This window comes from Myceligenerans halotolerans (assembly GCF_054782975.1).
Genome location: NZ_BAAGRL010000025.1, coordinates 1 through 16,300 on the forward strand (window position 1 = coordinate 1; position 16,300 = coordinate 16,300).

The 16,300-nt window shown below is 71.5% G+C and carries 16 protein-coding genes; 10 read left to right on the plus strand and 6 right to left on the minus strand.

The window, feature by feature from the left end; genetic code table 11:
- Window positions 1–261: 261 nt before the first annotated feature.
- Window positions 262–651, plus strand: a complete 390-nt coding sequence (locus ACYVK5_RS16635; RefSeq protein ID WP_460706998.1) for a hypothetical protein — start codon at window positions 262–264, stop codon at window positions 649–651.
- A gap of 18 nt (window positions 652–669) precedes the next feature.
- Here the strand turns inward: ACYVK5_RS16635 and ACYVK5_RS16640 are convergent, their stop codons facing one another.
- Window positions 670–1,353: an alpha/beta fold hydrolase gene (locus ACYVK5_RS16640; RefSeq protein ID WP_460707000.1), complete on the minus strand. Its 684-nt coding sequence runs from the start codon at window positions 1,351–1,353 to the stop codon at window positions 670–672.
- 150 nt (window positions 1,354–1,503) lie between these two features.
- Between ACYVK5_RS16640 and ACYVK5_RS16645 the strand changes: the two genes are divergently transcribed.
- The 4 genes from ACYVK5_RS16645 (at window position 1,504) to ACYVK5_RS16660 (ending at window position 4,455) form a co-directional block, all read left to right on the plus strand.
- The gene (locus ACYVK5_RS16645; protein ID WP_460707002.1) at window positions 1,504–2,538 is read left to right on the plus strand and encodes an ATP-binding cassette domain-containing protein; all 1,035 of its coding nucleotides are present in this window, start codon (window positions 1,504–1,506) and stop codon (window positions 2,536–2,538) included.
- On the plus strand, window positions 2,535–3,341 hold the full coding sequence (locus ACYVK5_RS16650; RefSeq protein WP_460707004.1) for an ABC transporter permease: 807 nt from the start codon (window positions 2,535–2,537) through the stop codon (window positions 3,339–3,341). The genes ACYVK5_RS16645 and ACYVK5_RS16650 overlap by 4 nt, the downstream gene beginning before the upstream one ends.
- A 206-nt stretch (window positions 3,342–3,547) precedes the next feature.
- Window positions 3,548–3,862 carry a DUF3467 domain-containing protein gene (locus ACYVK5_RS16655; protein ID WP_460707007.1) on the plus strand — a complete coding sequence of 105 codons (315 nt, stop codon included), beginning with the start codon at window positions 3,548–3,550 and terminating at the stop codon, window positions 3,860–3,862.
- A 275-nt stretch (window positions 3,863–4,137) separates the two neighbouring features.
- On the plus strand, window positions 4,138–4,455 hold the full coding sequence (locus ACYVK5_RS16660) for an STAS domain-containing protein (protein WP_460707009.1): 318 nt from the start codon (window positions 4,138–4,140) through the stop codon (window positions 4,453–4,455).
- 168 nt (window positions 4,456–4,623) lie between these two features.
- On the opposite strand, the gene ppgK is transcribed toward ACYVK5_RS16660, so the two are convergent.
- The gene (ppgK, locus tag ACYVK5_RS16665; protein ID WP_460707011.1) at window positions 4,624–5,382 is read right to left on the minus strand and encodes a polyphosphate--glucose phosphotransferase; all 759 of its coding nucleotides are present in this window, start codon (window positions 5,380–5,382) and stop codon (window positions 4,624–4,626) included.
- A gap of 54 nt (window positions 5,383–5,436) precedes the next feature.
- Between ppgK and ACYVK5_RS16670 the strand changes: the two genes are divergently transcribed.
- Complete coding sequence (locus tag ACYVK5_RS16670) at window positions 5,437–5,625, plus strand: SPOR domain-containing protein (RefSeq protein WP_460707013.1); 189 nt, start codon at window positions 5,437–5,439, stop codon at window positions 5,623–5,625.
- A 265-nt stretch (window positions 5,626–5,890) separates the two neighbouring features.
- On the opposite strand, the gene panB is transcribed toward ACYVK5_RS16670, so the two are convergent.
- A complete protein-coding gene (gene panB / locus ACYVK5_RS16675) occupies window positions 5,891–6,724 on the minus strand; it encodes a 3-methyl-2-oxobutanoate hydroxymethyltransferase (protein WP_460707015.1) in 834 nt (277 codons plus the stop codon).
- Between the two features lie 49 nt (window positions 6,725–6,773).
- On the opposite strand from panB, the gene glnA reads away from it, so the two are divergent.
- From glnA to ACYVK5_RS16690, 3 genes are all read left to right on the plus strand, one after another.
- Window positions 6,774–8,111 carry a type I glutamate--ammonia ligase gene (gene glnA / locus ACYVK5_RS16680; protein ID WP_460707017.1) on the plus strand — a complete coding sequence of 446 codons (1,338 nt, stop codon included), beginning with the start codon at window positions 6,774–6,776 and terminating at the stop codon, window positions 8,109–8,111.
- 88 nt (window positions 8,112–8,199) lie between these two features.
- Window positions 8,200–11,610, plus strand: a complete 3,411-nt coding sequence (locus tag ACYVK5_RS16685; RefSeq protein ID WP_460707019.1) for a bifunctional [glutamine synthetase] adenylyltransferase/[glutamine synthetase]-adenylyl-L-tyrosine phosphorylase — start codon at window positions 8,200–8,202, stop codon at window positions 11,608–11,610.
- 665 nt (window positions 11,611–12,275) lie between these two features.
- The gene (locus ACYVK5_RS16690; RefSeq protein ID WP_460707021.1) at window positions 12,276–13,190 is read left to right on the plus strand and encodes a hypothetical protein; all 915 of its coding nucleotides are present in this window, start codon (window positions 12,276–12,278) and stop codon (window positions 13,188–13,190) included.
- Window positions 13,191–13,380: 190 nt separating this feature from the next.
- Here the strand turns inward: ACYVK5_RS16690 and ACYVK5_RS16695 are convergent, their stop codons facing one another.
- Window positions 13,381–13,800: a TIGR03668 family PPOX class F420-dependent oxidoreductase gene (locus tag ACYVK5_RS16695; protein ID WP_460707023.1), complete on the minus strand. Its 420-nt coding sequence runs from the start codon at window positions 13,798–13,800 to the stop codon at window positions 13,381–13,383.
- 199 nt (window positions 13,801–13,999) lie between these two features.
- On the opposite strand from ACYVK5_RS16695, the gene ACYVK5_RS16700 reads away from it, so the two are divergent.
- Entirely contained in the window at window positions 14,000–15,178 is a 1,179-nt protein-coding gene (locus ACYVK5_RS16700) for an endonuclease (protein ID WP_460707025.1), read from the plus strand.
- A gap of 69 nt (window positions 15,179–15,247) precedes the next feature.
- Here ACYVK5_RS16700 and ACYVK5_RS16705 read toward each other — a convergent pair whose 3' ends face one another.
- The gene (locus ACYVK5_RS16705) at window positions 15,248–15,718 is read right to left on the minus strand and encodes a hemerythrin domain-containing protein (RefSeq protein ID WP_460707027.1); all 471 of its coding nucleotides are present in this window, start codon (window positions 15,716–15,718) and stop codon (window positions 15,248–15,250) included.
- Window positions 15,719–16,009: 291 nt separating this feature from the next.
- Window positions 16,010–16,165, minus strand: coding sequence for a type IV toxin-antitoxin system AbiEi family antitoxin domain-containing protein (locus tag ACYVK5_RS16710; protein ID WP_460707029.1), 156 nt, complete (start codon window positions 16,163–16,165; stop codon window positions 16,010–16,012).
- Between the last annotated feature and the right edge of the window lie 135 nt (window positions 16,166–16,300).

Below are 16,300 nucleotides of genomic sequence, written 5' to 3' on the forward strand. Positions count from 1 at the left end.
TCCTGCCCCCAGCCTACGAACTCACGAAGACCGGGGTCTCACGAAAGCCTGGCAGATAGGGCGACGCCAGTCTGGCGTCCGGCATCCCGGGGAGGTAGGGGCATTGGTCCCGGCCTCGAAGGCCCTTCGCCGTGGCCCGGGGGAGTCCCGGTGAGGCCGGAACCGAGTGAGGAGTCCTGGCCGTGAGGGGCGGATCTCAGAGGAGCATCGTCACCGCGCCAGACGCACGGGCGATATACCGCTAGGGGGTATGATCGCCCCGTGCCCGGTTCCCCGACAGAACAGTCCATCACGAGCACTCCGGGGCTGACGGCGTGCAGCCTGTGCGCCGGCGACACCCTCGGCAGGCGCGATCCCGCACCAGGTGGCCAGCGCGCGCGGCTCGAGCGGCTGGAGGCCGAGGGCGTCGCCCGATTGACACTCTCGGAGTGCCTGGACGAGTGCGAGCGTGGCGATGTGGTCGTCGCACGCCCGAGCGCCGCCGGTCGCGCGTCGGCGGGCCGGCCGGTGTGGTTCGAGCGGCTCGCCGGTGACGAGCAGACCGCCACCCTGCGCTCCTGGCTCATAGCAGGCGGCCCGGGCGCCGCCGCCGTGCCGAATGACCTGGCTCCCCTGGTCATCAAGCGTCAGGTCGGCGACGCGGGCGCATAACACCTTCCGGAAGGCCGGTCATACACCGTCCGCCGTGCGCGCCAAGATCCCGGCGAGTTCGGCGGGCCTCGTGAACATCGGCCAGTGGCCGGAGTCGATGTCGACGTAGTCGAGCTGCCGCGCCTTCGCGAGCTCGGGCATGTGGCCGGCCTCGAGCCAGTCGGTGGCCTGGGCGGGCGTGAACTCGGGGCACACGAGCGTGACCGGGACGTCGAACCGGCGCTCGTCCGCGAGGCGGACCACGCCCCGGGACACTCCCACGGGAACGGGGACGGCCCGCGCGGCGAACGACTTCCTGGCCTCCTCGTCGAGGTCGGCGGAGTCCGGCCCTTCGAACGCGCCCCAGCCGGGGAACGGCATGACGCCGTCCTCGGGTTCGAAGAAGTCCGCGTACGTCTCGCCGTCGTTCCCGGGCATGCCGCCGATCAGGACCATGCCCCTGACGGCGTCGGGACGCGCGTCCGCGGCGAGCCACGCCAGCGTGCAGGCGGCGGAATGGGCGACGACCAGAGGCTCGTCCGCCGCGTCCACCGCGGCCAGCACGGCGGCGACCTGGTCGTCGAGGGTGGCCGACGTCGACCCGTCGCCCTGCCCGGGCAGCGCGACCGGGACGGGTCGGTGCCCCAGCGCCTCCAGCTCGGGTACGACGGCGTCCCACGCGGACGCGTCGAGCCAGAGCCCTCCGATCAGCAGGATGTCCATGACTGTGCCCCAATCTCAAGTGACCGACCCGGCACGATCCGGGGTCGATCACACACTACGAGGGGTGACTGACACCCACCCTGCCGGCGCCTCCCGAAACGGATTGAGGCCCGGCCCGGATGGTGCAACAGTGGCACCGGAGGTGTACACATGTCCGACTCTCTCGCCGTCGAGGCCCAGGGTCTCGTCAAGCACTTCACCCGCCGCAAGGCCGTCACCAAGGCGGTCGACGGGATCGACCTCTCGATCGCCGAGGGCAGCGTCTTCGGCCTCCTCGGCCCCAACGGCGCCGGCAAGACCACCGTGGTGCGCATGCTCGCCACGCTGCTGCGGCCCGACGCCGGCACCGCGCGCGTGCTCGGGCACGACGTCGTCCACGACGCCGACGCCGTGCGCTCCGCCGTCGGGCTCACCGGGCAGTACGCGTCGGTGGACGAGGACCTGACCGGTACCGAGAACCTGCTCATGCTCGCCCGGCTCTACGGGTTCACGCCCGCCGCCGCACGCCGTCGCATACAAGGCCTGCTGGAGGCGTTCGACCTGGCCGACGCCGGATCCCGGCAGGTCAAGACCTACTCGGGCGGCATGCGCCGGCGCATCGACCTCGCCGCCTCCCTCGTCCTCGCCCCGCGCGTGCTGTTCCTGGACGAGCCGACCACCGGCCTCGACCCGCGCAGCCGCAACCAGGTGTGGGACATCGTCCGCGTCCTCGTGGACGACGGCGCGACCGTGCTCCTGACCACCCAGTACCTCGACGAGGCGGATCAGCTCGCGGACCGCATCGCCGTCATCGACCACGGCCGCACCATCGCCGAGGGAACCGCGAGCGAGCTCAAGCGGTCGGTCGGCGAGGGCGCGGTGCACCTGCGGGTCGCCGAGGTGACCGACCGCACCAAGGCCGCCGAGATCACCGAGCGCCTGCTCGGCGCCGACGTCACGCTCGGCTCCGACCCGCACGCCCTGTCGGCCCGCGTCCCCGACGACGGCACCGACGCCGTGGCAGGTCTCCTGCCCGCCCTCACCGACGCCGGGATCGCGGTCCCGGAGTTCAGCCTCGGCCAGCCCAGTCTCGACGAGGTCTTCCTCGCCCTGACGGGCCAGCCCCTGCCCGACGACGACGAGCCGGGCACGGACGGCACGTCCGCCGGACCGGACCGGCGCGAGACATCGGAGGTTCCCCGATGACGACGACCCTGCGCGACGCCGTCGCCCTGACCGACCGCCCGTCCCGCCCGTCGCCCGTGTCGACCACGCTCACGTTCGGATGGCGCGCACTCCTGAAGATCAAGCACGTGCCCGAGCAGCTCTTCGACGTGCTCGCCACGCCCATCATCTTCACGCTGATGTTCACCTACCTGTTCGGCGGCGCGCTCGCCGGCTCCACGCAGGCGTACATCCAGTTCCTGCTCCCCGGGATCCTGGTGCAGACCATCCTGTTCGTGACCATCTACACCGGCTACACCCTCAACAGCGACATCACCAAGGGCGTGTTCGACCGCTTCCGCTCGCTGCCGATCTGGCGGCCGTCGCCGGTGGTGGGTGCCCTGCTGGGTGACACGGTGCGGTACACGGTCGCCTCGGTCATCACGATCACGCTGGGCCTGATCCTCGGCTTCCGGCCCGACGGCGGCGTCGGTGGCGTGCTGCTCGGAGTGCTGCTCCTGCTGGTGTTCGCCTTTGCCCTGAGCTGGACCTTCATCATCCTCGGCCTGCTGGTGCGGTCGCCCAACGCCGTGATGGGGGTCTCGATGATCGTGCTGATGCCGCTGACGTTCGCCTCGAACGTCTTCGTGGACCCGGCCACGATGCCGTCGGGCCTGCGCGCCTTCGTGGACGTCAACCCGGTCAGCCATCTGGTCACCTCGGTGCGCAGTCTCATGGCCGGCAGCCCCGACGCGACCGAGATCGTCTGGGTCCTCGTCGCGTCGGTCGTCCTCACCGCGGTGCTGGGTCCGATCGCGATGCGGATCTACCGCAGCCGGACCTGACCCGGCCGAGCCCGCACGGCTCCGGGGAGGCGGGGAGCGGCGCGGCCCGCGGGAAAAGGAGCTGCCTGCGAGGACGGCGCCGTTCCGCGGGATGACACATTGGCCGTGGCGCTCCGGGGTGAACACGCTGTAGCGTCTGGAGCCCGGAACCCGCGCGCCCGCGCGTCGCCGGACTGCCGCTCATCCGCCCTGACCGAGGAGTCGACGTGTCCGACGAACTGCCGCAGGAGTTCCAGATCGACGTGCCGGACGAGATGGAGACCGGTGTCCCGGCCGACTTCGCGTCGGTGTGGCACACGCCGACGTCGTTCGTGCTGGACTTCATCGCGGTCAAGCAGCCGCCGAGCCCCCAGAACGACCCGGACACGGGTGAGGTGCGCAATGTCGTCGTCCCGGGGAAGGTCGCGTCCCGCGTGCGGATTCCGCCTCAGCAGGTCTTCGAGCTGGCGAAGGCCCTGACCATGCAGCTCGACGCGTGGGAGAAGGAGACGTCAGGGGCGAAGCGGTCCAGTGATCAATAGTTCGTTCGGGCGGTGTCGGAATCACTATTGAACTCAACTCAGGTAAAGCGTCGTCATTTCCATCGAAGAAAATTGTCTTCACCTGTTCCGTTCGCAAAGCACGCCGCGTATGATGCCGAATATCGCCACGCTGATGTGGCGGGATCCAGGGTCGGCCGGGGGGTCGGTCGGCCACGGAATGTCGGTGCGACTCCGACATGCGCGTGAACAGGGGCGATGTGCAAGTGAAAGATCTGAACCAGCTATCGGGAGCCGGGTCGATCCTTGTCGAGGAAATGACCGAGGCTACTGTCGTCAAGATGTCCGGCGAGATCGATATCTCGTTGCGGAGTCAGACCGGCGCGGCACTACGGCAGGTACTTGACCGGTCCCGCCCTGTCGTCGTCGATACATCCGGCGTGACGTTCATGGACTCGACCGGGGCTGCTTTCCTGGCGCAGCTGCGGATGTTCGGCTCCGAGGACGGGATCTGCGTCAGCCTCGCGGAGCAGTCGATGGTGGTGCGCAACCTCCTCGAGATGCTCGGCGTGGACGCGATGTTCCGTGACACGCCGAAGCAGCCCGCTGCCGCCGGGTCCGCGCCCGGCATCTGACGTCGGGCGGGCGGCCCGCCGAGGGCGGCCGGCCCGCGTGGTGTCGCGGCCGCCGTCCGACGGCCACGCGCGCCGGACGGGACGCCACGGGCGCGGCCGGGCCGGCGGAGGTGCTCACCACGCCGGTATCCACCACGGCGCGCCCGCGGACTCCGCAGGCCGGAGGATTCAGTCGCCGGTGCTGTCCGCCGCGAGCGCCGCGGCTCCGACGATCCCGGCCGCGTTGCGCAGCTGGGCGGCGACGACGGGTGCGCGGAGGTGGAGCTTGGGCAGGAACTTGTCGTGCTTCTTGCTGACGCCGCCGCCGATGACGATCAGGTCGGGGGAGAGCAGGTCCTCGACGACGCCGAAGTAGCGCTGGAGTCGTTCGGCCCATTCGTCCCACGAGAGGTCGTGGCGTTCGCGGGCGGAGTCGGCGGCGTGCTTCTCGGCGTCGTGCCCGTCGATCTCGAGGTGGCCGAGTTCGGTGTTGGGTGCGAGCACGCCGTTGACGAAGAGTGCTGACCCGATGCCGGTGCCGAGGGTGCTGACGAGTACGACGCCGTCGGCCTCGCGGGCGGCGCCGTAGCGCAGTTCGCCGATGCCGGCGGCGTCGGCGTCGTTCACGGCGACGGCGGACCGTCCGGTGACGCGGTGCACGAGGGCGGGGAGGTCGACGCCGGTCCAGGACTCGTCGAGGTTGGCGATGAACCGCACCGTGCCGTGGTGGATCGGGCCGGGGAAGGCGATGCCGATGGGTGCGTCGTCGGGCAGGTCGTAGGTGTCGACGAGTTCGTGCAGCACCTCGGCGACGGCCTCGGGGGTGGAGGGTTCCGGGGTCGGGATCCGGGTGCGTTCCTCGGCGAACTCGCCGATGGCGAGATCGACGGGGGCGCCCTTGATGCCCGAACCGCCGATGTCGATGCCGAACGCGATCTTCTTGCTCATGACTGTGCGGGCTCCTGGCGCTTCTTCGGGACGTCGCTGTGCCAGGATCGTCTCATGGGTGGTGAGGAGAAGTACTGGTACAACACGAAGACGGGCGAGGTCGAGACGGGGCACCGTTCGTCCTGGACGCACCTGATGGGCCCGTACGAGACGCGTGAGGAGGCCGAGCACGCGCTGTCGCGCGCCCGGTCCCGCAACGACTCGTGGGAGGACGACGACGCGGCCTGGCGCGACAAGGGATAAGCGACCGCGAGGGCCGGCGCTCGGCACGAGGTTTCCGGCCTGGGCACGAGCTTTCGGACGACCCTTCTCGGGCGATGCGCGGAAAGCTCCTGCCTGGGTTGGAAACCTCGTGCCGGCACCTACCTGCGCGATCGGTCAGGGCGTGGCTGAGCCTCTGCGGGAGACGTCACCGGTCCCGGGCCGCCGGATGCGGAGCGTAGCGAAGCCGCCCGCAGGCGAGGTACGAGCCGAGGACGGCTGAGCCCGGCGGCTCCGGAAAACATCGCTACTCGAGGAACGAGTGGGCCTCGTCCGGGAATGTGCCCTTCTTCACATCCGCGACGTATTCCTCCGCGGCCTGTCGCAGTTCCCGGCCCAGTTCGGCGTAACGCTTGGCGAAGCGCGGGGTCCAGTCGGCCATCCCGGCCATGTCGGTCCACACGAGGACCTGCCCGTCGCACTGTGCTCCCGCGCCGATACCGATCGTGGGGATGCGCAGGATCTCCGTGATCCGTGCGGCGACGTCGACCGGGACCATCTCGAGCACGACGGCGATCGCGCCCGCCTCCTGGACGGCCAGGGCGTCGTCGGCGAGCGCCTCGGCGGCCTCGTCGCCGCGGCCCTGCACACGGTGCCCGCCGAGGGCGTGCTCCGACTGCGGCGTGAACCCGAGGTGCGCCACCACGGGGATGCCGGCGTCGGTCAGCGCGCGGATCTGCGCGGCCACCCGGGTGCCACCCTCCAGCTTCACGGCGGCGACGCCGGTCTCCTTCATCATCCGCACCCCGGTCGCGAGCGCCTGGGTGGCGCCGGCCTCGTACGACCCGAACGGCAGGTCCACCACGACCAGCGAGCGCTTCGCGGCGGACGCCACGGCGCGGGCCGGCGGGATCATGTCGTCCACCGTGACCGGCAGGGTCGTGGTGTGTCCGTGCATCACGTTGCCGATCGAGTCGCCCACGAGCAGCAGGTCGACACCGGAGGCGTCCAGCAGTGTGGCGGTGACGGCGTCGTACGCCGTGAGCATCGTGATCTTCTCGCCGCGCTCCTTCGCGGCGGCGAGGTGGTGCACGCGCACCTTCTTGGCCGACGCGGGCGTCGGCTGGGTGTGGGCTGACATGCCTTGACCGTACACGCACCAGTAACACGGATGAGGCAAGATGGCCCCCATGGACAGGCAGCAAGAGTTCGTACTCCGCACGGTCGAGGAGCGTGACATCCGGTTCATCCGGCTCTGGTTCACGGACGTGCTCGGCGTGCTCAAGTCGGTGGCCGTGGCCCCGGCGGAGCTGGAGTCGGCATTTTCCGAGGGGATCGGGTTCGACGGGTCGGCCATCGAGGGCCTCACGCGGGTCTACGAGGCCGACATGGTCGCGCGCCCCGACCCCACCACGTTCCAGGTGCTGCCCTGGCGGGGTGAGCGGCACGGCACGGGCAGGATGTTCTGCGACATCCTCACGCCCGACGGCGAACCGTCGCTCGCCGACTCCCGGAACGTGCTCAAGCGTCAGCTCGCCCGGTCCGCCGAGGAGGGCTTCACCTTCTACACCCACCCCGAGGTGGAGTTCTATCTGTTCAACCAGCCGAAGGCGGCCGGTGAACCGCTCGTCCCCGTCGACGACGGCGGCTACTTCGACCACCTCGCGCGCGGCTCCACGCACGACTTCCGCCGCGCCGCGATCACCATGCTGGAGTCCATGGGCATCTCGGTGGAGTTCTCCCACCACGAGGCCGGTCCCGGGCAGAACGAGATCGACCTGCGTTACGCCGACGCGCTGACCACCGCGGACAACCTCATGACGTTCCGCACCGTGGTCAAGGAGGTCGCGCTGGAGCAGGGCGTGTACGCGTCGTTCATGCCCAAGCCGCTCGCGACGCACCCCGGCAGCGGGATGCACACCCACATGTCGCTGTTCGAGGACGACCGCAACGCCTTCCACGATCCCGGCGCCCAGTTCGAGCTGTCCAAGACGGCACGCCAGTTCATCTCCGGCCTGATGGTGCACGCCGGTGAGATCACGGCGATCACCAACCAGCACGTGAACTCGTACAAGCGGTTGTGGGGCGGCCAGGAGGCGCCGTCGTACATCTCCTGGGGGCACAACAACCGGTCCGCGCTCGTGCGCGTGCCGATGTACAAGCCGGGCAAGGGCAACTCGTCGCGCGTGGAGTACCGCGCGCTCGACTCCGCCACGAACCCCTACCTCGCGTTCGCCGTCCTCCTCGCGGCAGGCATGAAGGGCATCGAGGAGGGCTACGACCTCATCGAGCACACCGAGGACGCGGTCTGGGACCTCACCTCGGCCGAGCGCCGGTCCCTCGGGATCAAGCCGCTCCCGCGCAACCTGTCCGAGGCGATCGAGGCGATGGAGCAGTCCGAGCTCGTCGCCGCGACCCTCGGCGAGCACGTCTTCCAGTACGTGCTGAGCAACAAGCGCCAGGAGTGGGACGCCTACAGCGCGCAGGTGACCCCGTTCGAGCTCGAACGGTTCCTGCAGGTGCTGTGATCCGCACGCCCCGCCCTCCCGCGGGATCGCGACGGCAGCCGCCGACGCGACCCCGGGGGGGATCCGCCCGATCCTCTAACCTCGGACCGTGACGAGCCGCCGTCCCCAGACGCTGACCACCCACCTCATCCGGGCGGGCTTCGCCGACCTCACCAGGTCCGCGACGCTGTGGAACGACCCCGACCTGGTGGCCGTCCGCGACGGGCGGGCCGACGAGTCACCCCCCGTCGGGCCCGACGGCCGTGCCGTCCTCCTCAGCGACCGCGCCGGTGCGCTCCTCGCACTCCTCGGCGACACCGCCGACCCCGACCTCGCACTGCTCCAGCTCACGCGCCTCGCCGGCACGGCACCCGGCCCGCTGCGCACGGTCCTCTCCGGTGACGGCGACCCCGGACGGGCGGACGGTGAGGCCCGCGGAACGCGATCCTCGCCCGGAGCGGAGCCCGACGGGCTGTCGGACAGGTACGACGGCGGCCCGGGTGACCTCACGGACCTCGGCGCGCCCGCCGACCCCACCCCGGCGCGACGACTGCTGCGGGTGCTGGGAGCGTCGTCGGCACTCGGCGACGAGCTGGTGCGCCGGCCCGGCCTGCTCGACGTGATCACCGACCTCGCACCCGGGACCCGGGTGCCGCCGGAGACGGTGCGCGCCGAGCTCCTGCGCGCCGTCGACGCCGACCCGGCCGCCGCCGTGCCGGTCGCGGGCGAGACCGCGACCGGCACGTCAGGGCCGGGCGGCCCGGGTGAGGCAGGCTCGGGTGAGGCGAGCGGCACTCCCGGCTCCGACGCGTCCGGGACGGGCACGCCCGGTGTGGGCGCCTCTGGTGCGGGCACGCCCGTCATCGGCCACAGGCGGCCCGGACCGCACCCAGGACCGTCGTCGTACACCGACCTGCTGCGGCGCGCCTACCGGGCGCGGCTGCTGCGGATCGTCGCCACCGACGTCACCGCCCCGGTTGCGACGGCCGTGATGCCGGCGGTCGCGGCGGCGCTCGCGGACCTGGCCGGCGCGGCGCTCGAGGCGGCGCTGGCCGTGGCGCGGTCCGAGACCCCCGGCCACGAGGCGGTGCGGTTCACCGTGATCGGGATGGGCAAGACGGGCGGGCGGGAGCTGAACTACGTCTCGGACGTCGACGTGATCTACGTGGCCGAGCCCGCGACCGGGCCCGACGGCCGGCCGGCGGGCGAGGACGACGCGCTCCGGGTGGGTACCCGCCTCGCGACGGCGCTGGCGCGCGTGTGCTCCGGCACGTCGGACGAGCCGCGGCTGTGGGAGGTGGACGCGGCCCTGCGGCCCGAGGGGAAGCAGGGCCCCCTGGTGCGGACCCTGGCCAGCCACGTCGCCTACTACGAGCGCTGGGCGTCCACCTGGGAGTTCCAGGCGCTGCTCAAGGCTCGGCCGGTGGCGGGGGACCGCGCGCTGGGCGACCAGTACGTCGCGGCGCTGTCGCCGATGGTGTGGCAGGCGGCGTCGCGGGAGAACTTCGTCGAGGACGCGCGCGCGATGCGCAAGCGGGTCGAGGACAACGTGCCCGCGGCCGAGGCGCAACGGCAGATCAAGCTCGGTCGCGGCGGCCTGCGCGACGTCGAGTTCACCGTGCAGCTCCTGCAGCTCGTGCACGGGCGCACCGACGAGTCGATCCGGTCGGCCACGACGCTCACCGCGCTCGCCGCGCTGGCCGCGGGCGGGTACGTGGGCCGGGCGGAGACCGGGCAGATGGCCGAGTGCTACGCGTTCCTGCGCGCCCTGGAGCACCGCATCCAGATGTTCCGGCTGCGCCGCACCCACCTCATGCCCACCGACGACGCCGACCTGCGCCGGCTCGCCCGCGGGCTCGGCATGCCCGGGGCGGAGGAGCTGACGCAGCGGTGGAAGGCGGTCCGCCGTGAGGTGCGGGACCTGCACGAGGCGCTGTTCTACCGGCCGCTGCTGCCGGCCACCGCGGGCCTGAGCGAGGACGAGATCTCGCTCGCGCCGGAGGCGGCCATGGCGCGGTTCGCGGCGATCGGCTACCGCAACCCGGCGGGCGCGATGCGGCACGTGGAGGCGCTGACCGAGGGGGTGTCGCGCCGCGCGGCGATCCAGCGGCAGCTGCTGCCGGTGCTGCTCGGCTGGTTCGCCGACGGCGCCGACCCGGACGCGGGGCTGCTCGCGTTCCGGAAGGTGTCCGACGTGCTCGGCTCCACGCACTGGTACCTGCGGCTGCTGCGGGACTCGGAGGTGGCCGCCGAACGCCTGGCGCAGGTGCTGTCCAGCTCCTCCTATCTCGCGGACGCGCTGGCGCGGTCGCCGGAGTCCGTGAAGTGGCTCGGCAAGCCCGAGGCGCTCGAGCCGCTCGGGGCCGAACGGCTGGCCGCCGAGATGGACGCCGTCATGGGGCGGGCCGAGGAGCCCGCACCCGCGGCCCAGGCGCTGCGGGCGCTGCGGCGCCGGGAGCTGGCGCGGACCGGGGTCGCCGAGGTCCTGGGCGAGCTCGGTCCGGTGAGCGCGGCGCGGGCGATCTCGGACGCGGCCGACGTCGTGCTCGGGGGCGCGCTGCGCGTGGCGCGCGCCTCGGCTCGGGAGGCCGCGGGGATCTCGAAGGGCGCGGAGCCCGCGATCCTCGTCGTCGTTGCGATGGGGCGGCTCGGCGGGCAGGAGATGGGCTACGGGTCCGATGCCGACGTGATGTTCGTACACACCCCGGCGACCGGCGCCGGAGAGCGCGAGGCGGGCGAGTTCGCCCTGGCGGTGGCGCGGGAGCTGCGGCAGCTGCTGAGCGCCGTCGGGTCGGAACCGCCGCTGCCGGTGGACGCCGACCTGCGGCCGGAAGGACGCAACGGGCCGCTGGTACGGTCGTTCGCGTCGTACCAGGAGTACTACGAGCGATGGTCGTCCCCGTGGGAGGCGCAGGCGCTGCTGCGCGCCCGGCCGCTGGGGAAGTGGGCGCCCGCCGGGGGCGCGAGCGGGCCGGAGGCCTGGCTCGCCGACCGGTTCACCGGGCTGATCGACCCGCTGCGGTACCCCGCCGGAGGGCTGGGGGACGACGTCGTCCGCGAGGTGCGGCGCATCAAGGCGCGCGTCGAGGCCGAGCGGCTGCCCCGGGGGGCGGACCCGGCCCGGCACCTGAAGCTGGGCCGCGGGGGAGTGTCCGACGTCGAGTGGACCGTCCAGCTCCTGCAGCTGCAGCACGCCCACGAGGTGGCCGGGCTCCGCACCACGGGGACGATCCCGGCGCTGTACGCGGCGCGGGACGCGGGACTGGTGTCGGAGCAGGACGCGGCGGAGCTGCGGGAGGCGTGGTTCCTGGCCTCGCGGCTGCGGTCCGCGATCGTGCTGTGGTCCGGGAAGACCACGGGGGCGCAGGTGGACCGGCTGCCGCACGGAACCCAGGACCTGTCCGGCGTGGCACGCCTGCTGGGCGACGTGGGCACCGGCCCGGAGCTGGAGGAGCTGTACCTCCGCACCGCCCGCCGGGCCCGGGCGGTGATGGAGCGGCTGTTCTACGGCGGGGAGTGAGGCCGGGTGGGCGGGGGCCGGGCGGCAGGCGATCCGGCCTGGCCGGGCCCGGCCCCGACTCTCGAGCACTGGCTCCTACCCCCGGGGCAGCGAGTCCCCGGCCTCTGGCTCTCAGCTCCTGGGCCTGGACTCCTGGGCAGGCTCCTTGGCCCGACTCCCGGGCCAGCTCTCCCGGGCCCGACTCCCGGGCCTGGACTCCTGGGCCCGACCTCTGGGGCCTGGACTCCTGGGCCCGACCTCTGGGGCCTGGACTCCTGGGCCCGACCTCTGGGGCCTGGATTCCCAGGCCCGGACTCCTCGGCCCAGGCTCGCCGGCCCAGGCTCGCCGCGACTCCGCCACCAAGGTGCCTCTGCGTGGCTGAGATGGGTTCAGTAGGGCTTCGAATCCATTTAAGGGGGCTCGAAAGGTCTGCAGGGCCCTGATGAACGGGGCATCAATAGTGGTGAGCCATGGAGCCATGGAGCCATGGGCTCGGGCGGAGACCGACCCGTGGGCTGTGGACTCCGGAGTTGTCGACAGGCGGGCCGGAGGGGCCAGGAAGGCGGGGTCGAGATGGTGGTCTGATCGGTCGGTGCGTCGTCCCGATCCGATTCCCCAGGAGTGTCTCGAAGTCGCCCGTGCCCAGGAGGGCCTCCTCAGCTGGACGCAGTGCCGGGCGGAGGGCATGGACCAGAAGTGGGTCCACCGGCTGGTGGCACGCGAGGCGTGGGGTCGCGTGACGCGCGGGGTCTTCGACACTGATCCGACGCCGGTGATGTCTCGCCACCGCGACGACTTCCATGACCATGTCCGACGACGAACCGCGTGGACGGCGCTCCTCGCGTACCCGGACGCGATCGGTGTCGGGCAGACGGCTCTGGTGCTTCACCGAGTCGGCGGACTGCCTCGGCAGATCGTGCCGGAGGTATCGCTGAGAGGCGCACGGCACACGGTGGGACGCGGAGGCGTCGTCGTGCGCCAGTACGGCAGGTTTCCCACCTTCCGGCTGATCGGTAGAACCGGGTCGGGATGCGTCGTGGCGGGTCCTGCGGACGCGTTCGTCCAGGCGCTGCCCGGGCTGCCGCGGGACAACGCGGTCGCAGCGCTCAGCGACGCGCTCCATCAGCGGCTGATCCATGAGTGGGACGTTGACGAGATCCGTGGCGGTCTGCGGCGGCGGCGAGGTTCCGTAGCTGCGTTGGAGGCGGTCGGTCTGGCGAGTGCTCTTGACGAATCCCCTGCTGAGAGCTTCGCCCGTGTTTCTCTCGTCGATGAGGGCGTCGGTCCGGACCGGGTGCAAGTGACGTTCCGGCGGCGGGGCCGGGTGGTGGCTCGGTGCGACTTCGCCTGGTACCTACCGGGCGGCCGCTGGCTCGTGGTCGAGATCGACGGGGTGACGCCGCACTCGTCACGCGAGGCTCTGGTCCGGGACGCCCCGAGGCAGAACGGCCTGGTCGGGGACGGGAAGGTCGTGCTGCTGAGATTCAGGCCGGCGGACAACGACCGGCCAGGCGGGATCGGGAGGCTCGTGGCCGGCCGACTGCGAGATCTCGGATGGCGGCCTGGCGGCATCGTTCCGGCGGGCGACGTCGAACTGTGAGATCGCGCCGCCTGGTCCACCGTGGCCGGCGGGCCGGCCCACCCGCCTGGCCCATGACTGGACTCCGGACGTGACTGAGATCGGTTCAGTAGGGTTTCGAATCCATTTAAGGCGGCTCGAAAGGTCTGCGCGACCCTGATGAACCGCCACCCAATAGCGTGCTGAGGTAGGCGGGCCGGCATTGGGGGGCTCAGGTGGCGTGGGACCAGCCGGTCCAGCGGGTGATGGCGATGTGGATCACCGGGCCGTGCGGCAGGTTCTCGCGATACTGGGGGTAGCGGGCGGCCAGGGCCGCAACGCCCTCCGGCCAGGCGGGTCCGTCGTCGACCACGTCGGCCGTGCCGTCGGCGCGGACCCACCACAAGCGGTCCCAGTCGTCGGAGTAGTGGTCGCAGAGGACGGCGACCCTCGGGTTCTCCGCGATGTTCCGCAGGCGCCGGAGGGCGGTCGTGGTCTTCGGCTCCTGGTCGACGGCGGTCACGATTGCGTCGCCGAGGAGGGCGAACACGATCGGGACGATGCGCGGCGCAAGGTCGCTCCCGGTCGTCGCCAGGTAGGCGGACCGGGCGGTGCTCAGGCGCTCGCGGCAGGTCGGGCTGTCGAGCCTCATGTCGCCACTGTAGGGGTGTCGGTGCCGGCGACGGCCGGCGACCCGGCCGACCACGGGAGCGGCGGGCCATGGCGGGAGCGGAGGGAGGCGTTGGTGCCGTGCAGGGTTGCTCGGGGATTGTCAGATCGGCGCCCCATCGCAAAGAAGAGTTAACGGAAACGTCATCACTGATCTACTGATTCTCGCTAAAGTAAGAAACATGCGGCAGATGCGAGGGCGCTCAGCCCTGACCACGGTCCTGGCACTCTCCTTCTCCCTGATGATCGCGGGGCTGGCACCACTCGGCGTGGCGCCGCCGAGCACCGCCGCCACGCCGATCGGCGTCGCCGAGGCGCGCGCCGGCCAGGACGGCTCGACCGCCACGGTGCGGGGGTACGTCGTCGGGCAGCCTGTCTCGTCCGACACCGTGGTCACCAGCGACTTCCCCACGGACTACGCCCTTGCCCTGGCCGACGCCCCCGGCGAGACCGACACGGGCGACATGCTCTACGTTCAGATCCCGAGCGGCTTCCGCGCCGACTTCGGCCTGGCGTCCAACCCGGGCCGGATGGGTCAGCTCCTGGACGTGACCGGGACGCTGACCGCGTACTTCTCGCGGCCGGGGCTCAAGAGCGGCACCCAGTTCGCCGTCGTCGGCGGAGACGGCGGGGGAGACGACGGCGGTGACGGCGGCGGCAGCGATCCGGGCGGGGACGAGCCGGCCGGGTACTACGCCGCCGCGGACGGCCTGACCGGGAACGCCCTCAAGTCCGCGCTTCACGGGATCATCGACGACCACACCGAGGTGAGCTACTCCACCGTCTGGACCGCGCTGCGCGAGACCGACGAGGACCCGGCCGACTCGAACAACGTCATCCAGCTGTACACCGGCCGTTCGATCTCGAAGTACGACAACGGCGGCAACGTCGGCGACTGGAACCGGGAGCACACCTGGGCCAAGAGCCACGGAGACTTCGGCACGTCGGCCGGGCCCGGCACCGACCTGCACCACCTGCGCCCCAGCGACGTGCAGGTGAACTCCACCCGCGGCAACAAGGACTTCGACGAAGGCGGATCGTCGGTCACGAACTGCAGCGGCTGCTACACCGACTCGAACTCGTTCGAGCCGCCGGACCGGGTCAAGGGCGACGTCGCCCGGATGCTCTTCTACATGGCCGTGCGGTACGACGGCAGCGACGCCCCGGACCTCGAGCTGAACGACTCCGTGAGCAACGGCGCGGTGCCGTGGCACGGGCGGATCTCCGAGCTGCTCGACTGGCACGCGTCCGACCCGGTCTCCGACACCGAGCGCCGCCGCAACGAGATCATCTACTCCGACTGGCAGGGAAACCGGAACCCGTTCATCGACCACCCGGAGTGGGCCGAGCAGATCTGGTGACCCGGCCCGGCCGGGCCTGCCCGGCGCCTCGGTGGCGATCGGCCCCGCCGGGGCCGGCCGGGGCTCGGGTCAGAGAGGGCCGAGGACGGCACGCGGGTCGGCTTCGAGGTCGAGGGTGTCCAGTACAGACAGGAGGGTGCGTTCCTCGTAGCGGAAATGCGACTCCATGATCGCGGCGATGCCCTCCAAGTGCCGGTCCAGTTCCTCCGGCGGCGCCGCGCGGTCGACGGCGGCCTGCAGGGCGGTGAGCAGGTGCGCGATCATCGAGTGATCCTGTCTCAGGTTCCGCACCGTCTCGGCGAGCTCCGGGTGCTGCGCGGTGATCGCCGGGAACAGGTCGCGGTCCTCGCCCTCGTGGTGGCCGGTCAGGGCCGTGCAGAAACCGTGGCAGAACAGGAGCAGCTCCCGTGCCGCGGGCTGCGCCCGGGCGCCGTCGGACACCGTGGTACGCGTGACCTCCAGCGCCTCGCGCAGACGGCCGTGCACCCGGCGCATCTCGTGTGCCCAGGCGACGAGCCTGGTCGTGTCGCCCCCGCTCACGTGGCGGGGGTCGAAAGGGCGACGTACACGTCGTGATCCTCTCGGTCCGGCGCCTCCATGCCTGACACGGTCTGCCACCGGCACGCGACGCTGGAGCGAGGATACACGTCACCGCGGGCCGGGATCAGCGGGGATCTGCTGAAGCCATCGCATTCGCTCACCCTGGCGCCACATCGGCGCTCGCGAGGATCTTCAACGTCAGTTGTGCCTGCCTCCGGTGTTCGCCGGGCAACGCCCGGATGATCGGCGATCAGGACATCGACTTGATCCTCGGCGGAGCCGACGACCAGATCAACGGTGGTGGTGCCACGGATGAACCGCGTTGTCGATCAGGCCGCGCGCCACTCGGGTGATTGCCCCGGAATCGGCCAAGCGGCGCGCGTGCCGCGTGGATACCCCGAGGGCGTTTGCCGTCTCCTCGATACTGAGGAAGCGGCCACCCGCCATGACAGACAATGTCCGGTGGCGGACGTAATCTGTCAGCGGTGGCGGACGCCGACGTCGTCCGGTGCGTCGCGGTTCCTGCCGACGTCGCCCCGCCCGGGCGTTAAGGTTCTGTCCGGCAGGGACCGGCCTGCCCTG

What these genes read in the sequence shown, in the direction of transcription:
- ACYVK5_RS16640 (WP_460707000.1), bottom strand. Translation starts at nt 1,353, where the DNA reads ATGGACATCCTGCTGATCGGAGGGCTCTGGCTCGACGCGTCCGCGTGG.
- ACYVK5_RS16645 (WP_460707002.1), top strand. Translation starts at nt 1,504, where the DNA reads ATGTCCGACTCTCTCGCCGTCGAGGCCCAGGGTCTCGTCAAGCACTTC.
- ACYVK5_RS16650 (WP_460707004.1), top strand. Translation starts at nt 2,535, where the DNA reads ATGACGACGACCCTGCGCGACGCCGTCGCCCTGACCGACCGCCCGTCC.
- ACYVK5_RS16660 (WP_460707009.1), top strand. Translation starts at nt 4,138, where the DNA reads ATGACCGAGGCTACTGTCGTCAAGATGTCCGGCGAGATCGATATCTCG.
- ppgK (WP_460707011.1), bottom strand. Translation starts at nt 5,382, where the DNA reads ATGAGCAAGAAGATCGCGTTCGGCATCGACATCGGCGGTTCGGGCATC.
- ACYVK5_RS16670 (WP_460707013.1), top strand. Translation starts at nt 5,437, where the DNA reads ATGGGTGGTGAGGAGAAGTACTGGTACAACACGAAGACGGGCGAGGTC.
- panB (WP_460707015.1), bottom strand. Translation starts at nt 6,724, where the DNA reads ATGTCAGCCCACACCCAGCCGACGCCCGCGTCGGCCAAGAAGGTGCGC.
- glnA (WP_460707017.1), top strand. Translation starts at nt 6,774, where the DNA reads ATGGACAGGCAGCAAGAGTTCGTACTCCGCACGGTCGAGGAGCGTGAC.
- ACYVK5_RS16690 (WP_460707021.1), top strand. Translation starts at nt 12,276, where the DNA reads ATGGACCAGAAGTGGGTCCACCGGCTGGTGGCACGCGAGGCGTGGGGT.
- ACYVK5_RS16695 (WP_460707023.1), bottom strand. Translation starts at nt 13,800, where the DNA reads ATGAGGCTCGACAGCCCGACCTGCCGCGAGCGCCTGAGCACCGCCCGG.
- ACYVK5_RS16700 (WP_460707025.1), top strand. Translation starts at nt 14,000, where the DNA reads ATGCGGCAGATGCGAGGGCGCTCAGCCCTGACCACGGTCCTGGCACTC.
- ACYVK5_RS16710 (WP_460707029.1), bottom strand. Translation starts at nt 16,165, where the DNA reads ATGGCGGGTGGCCGCTTCCTCAGTATCGAGGAGACGGCAAACGCCCTC.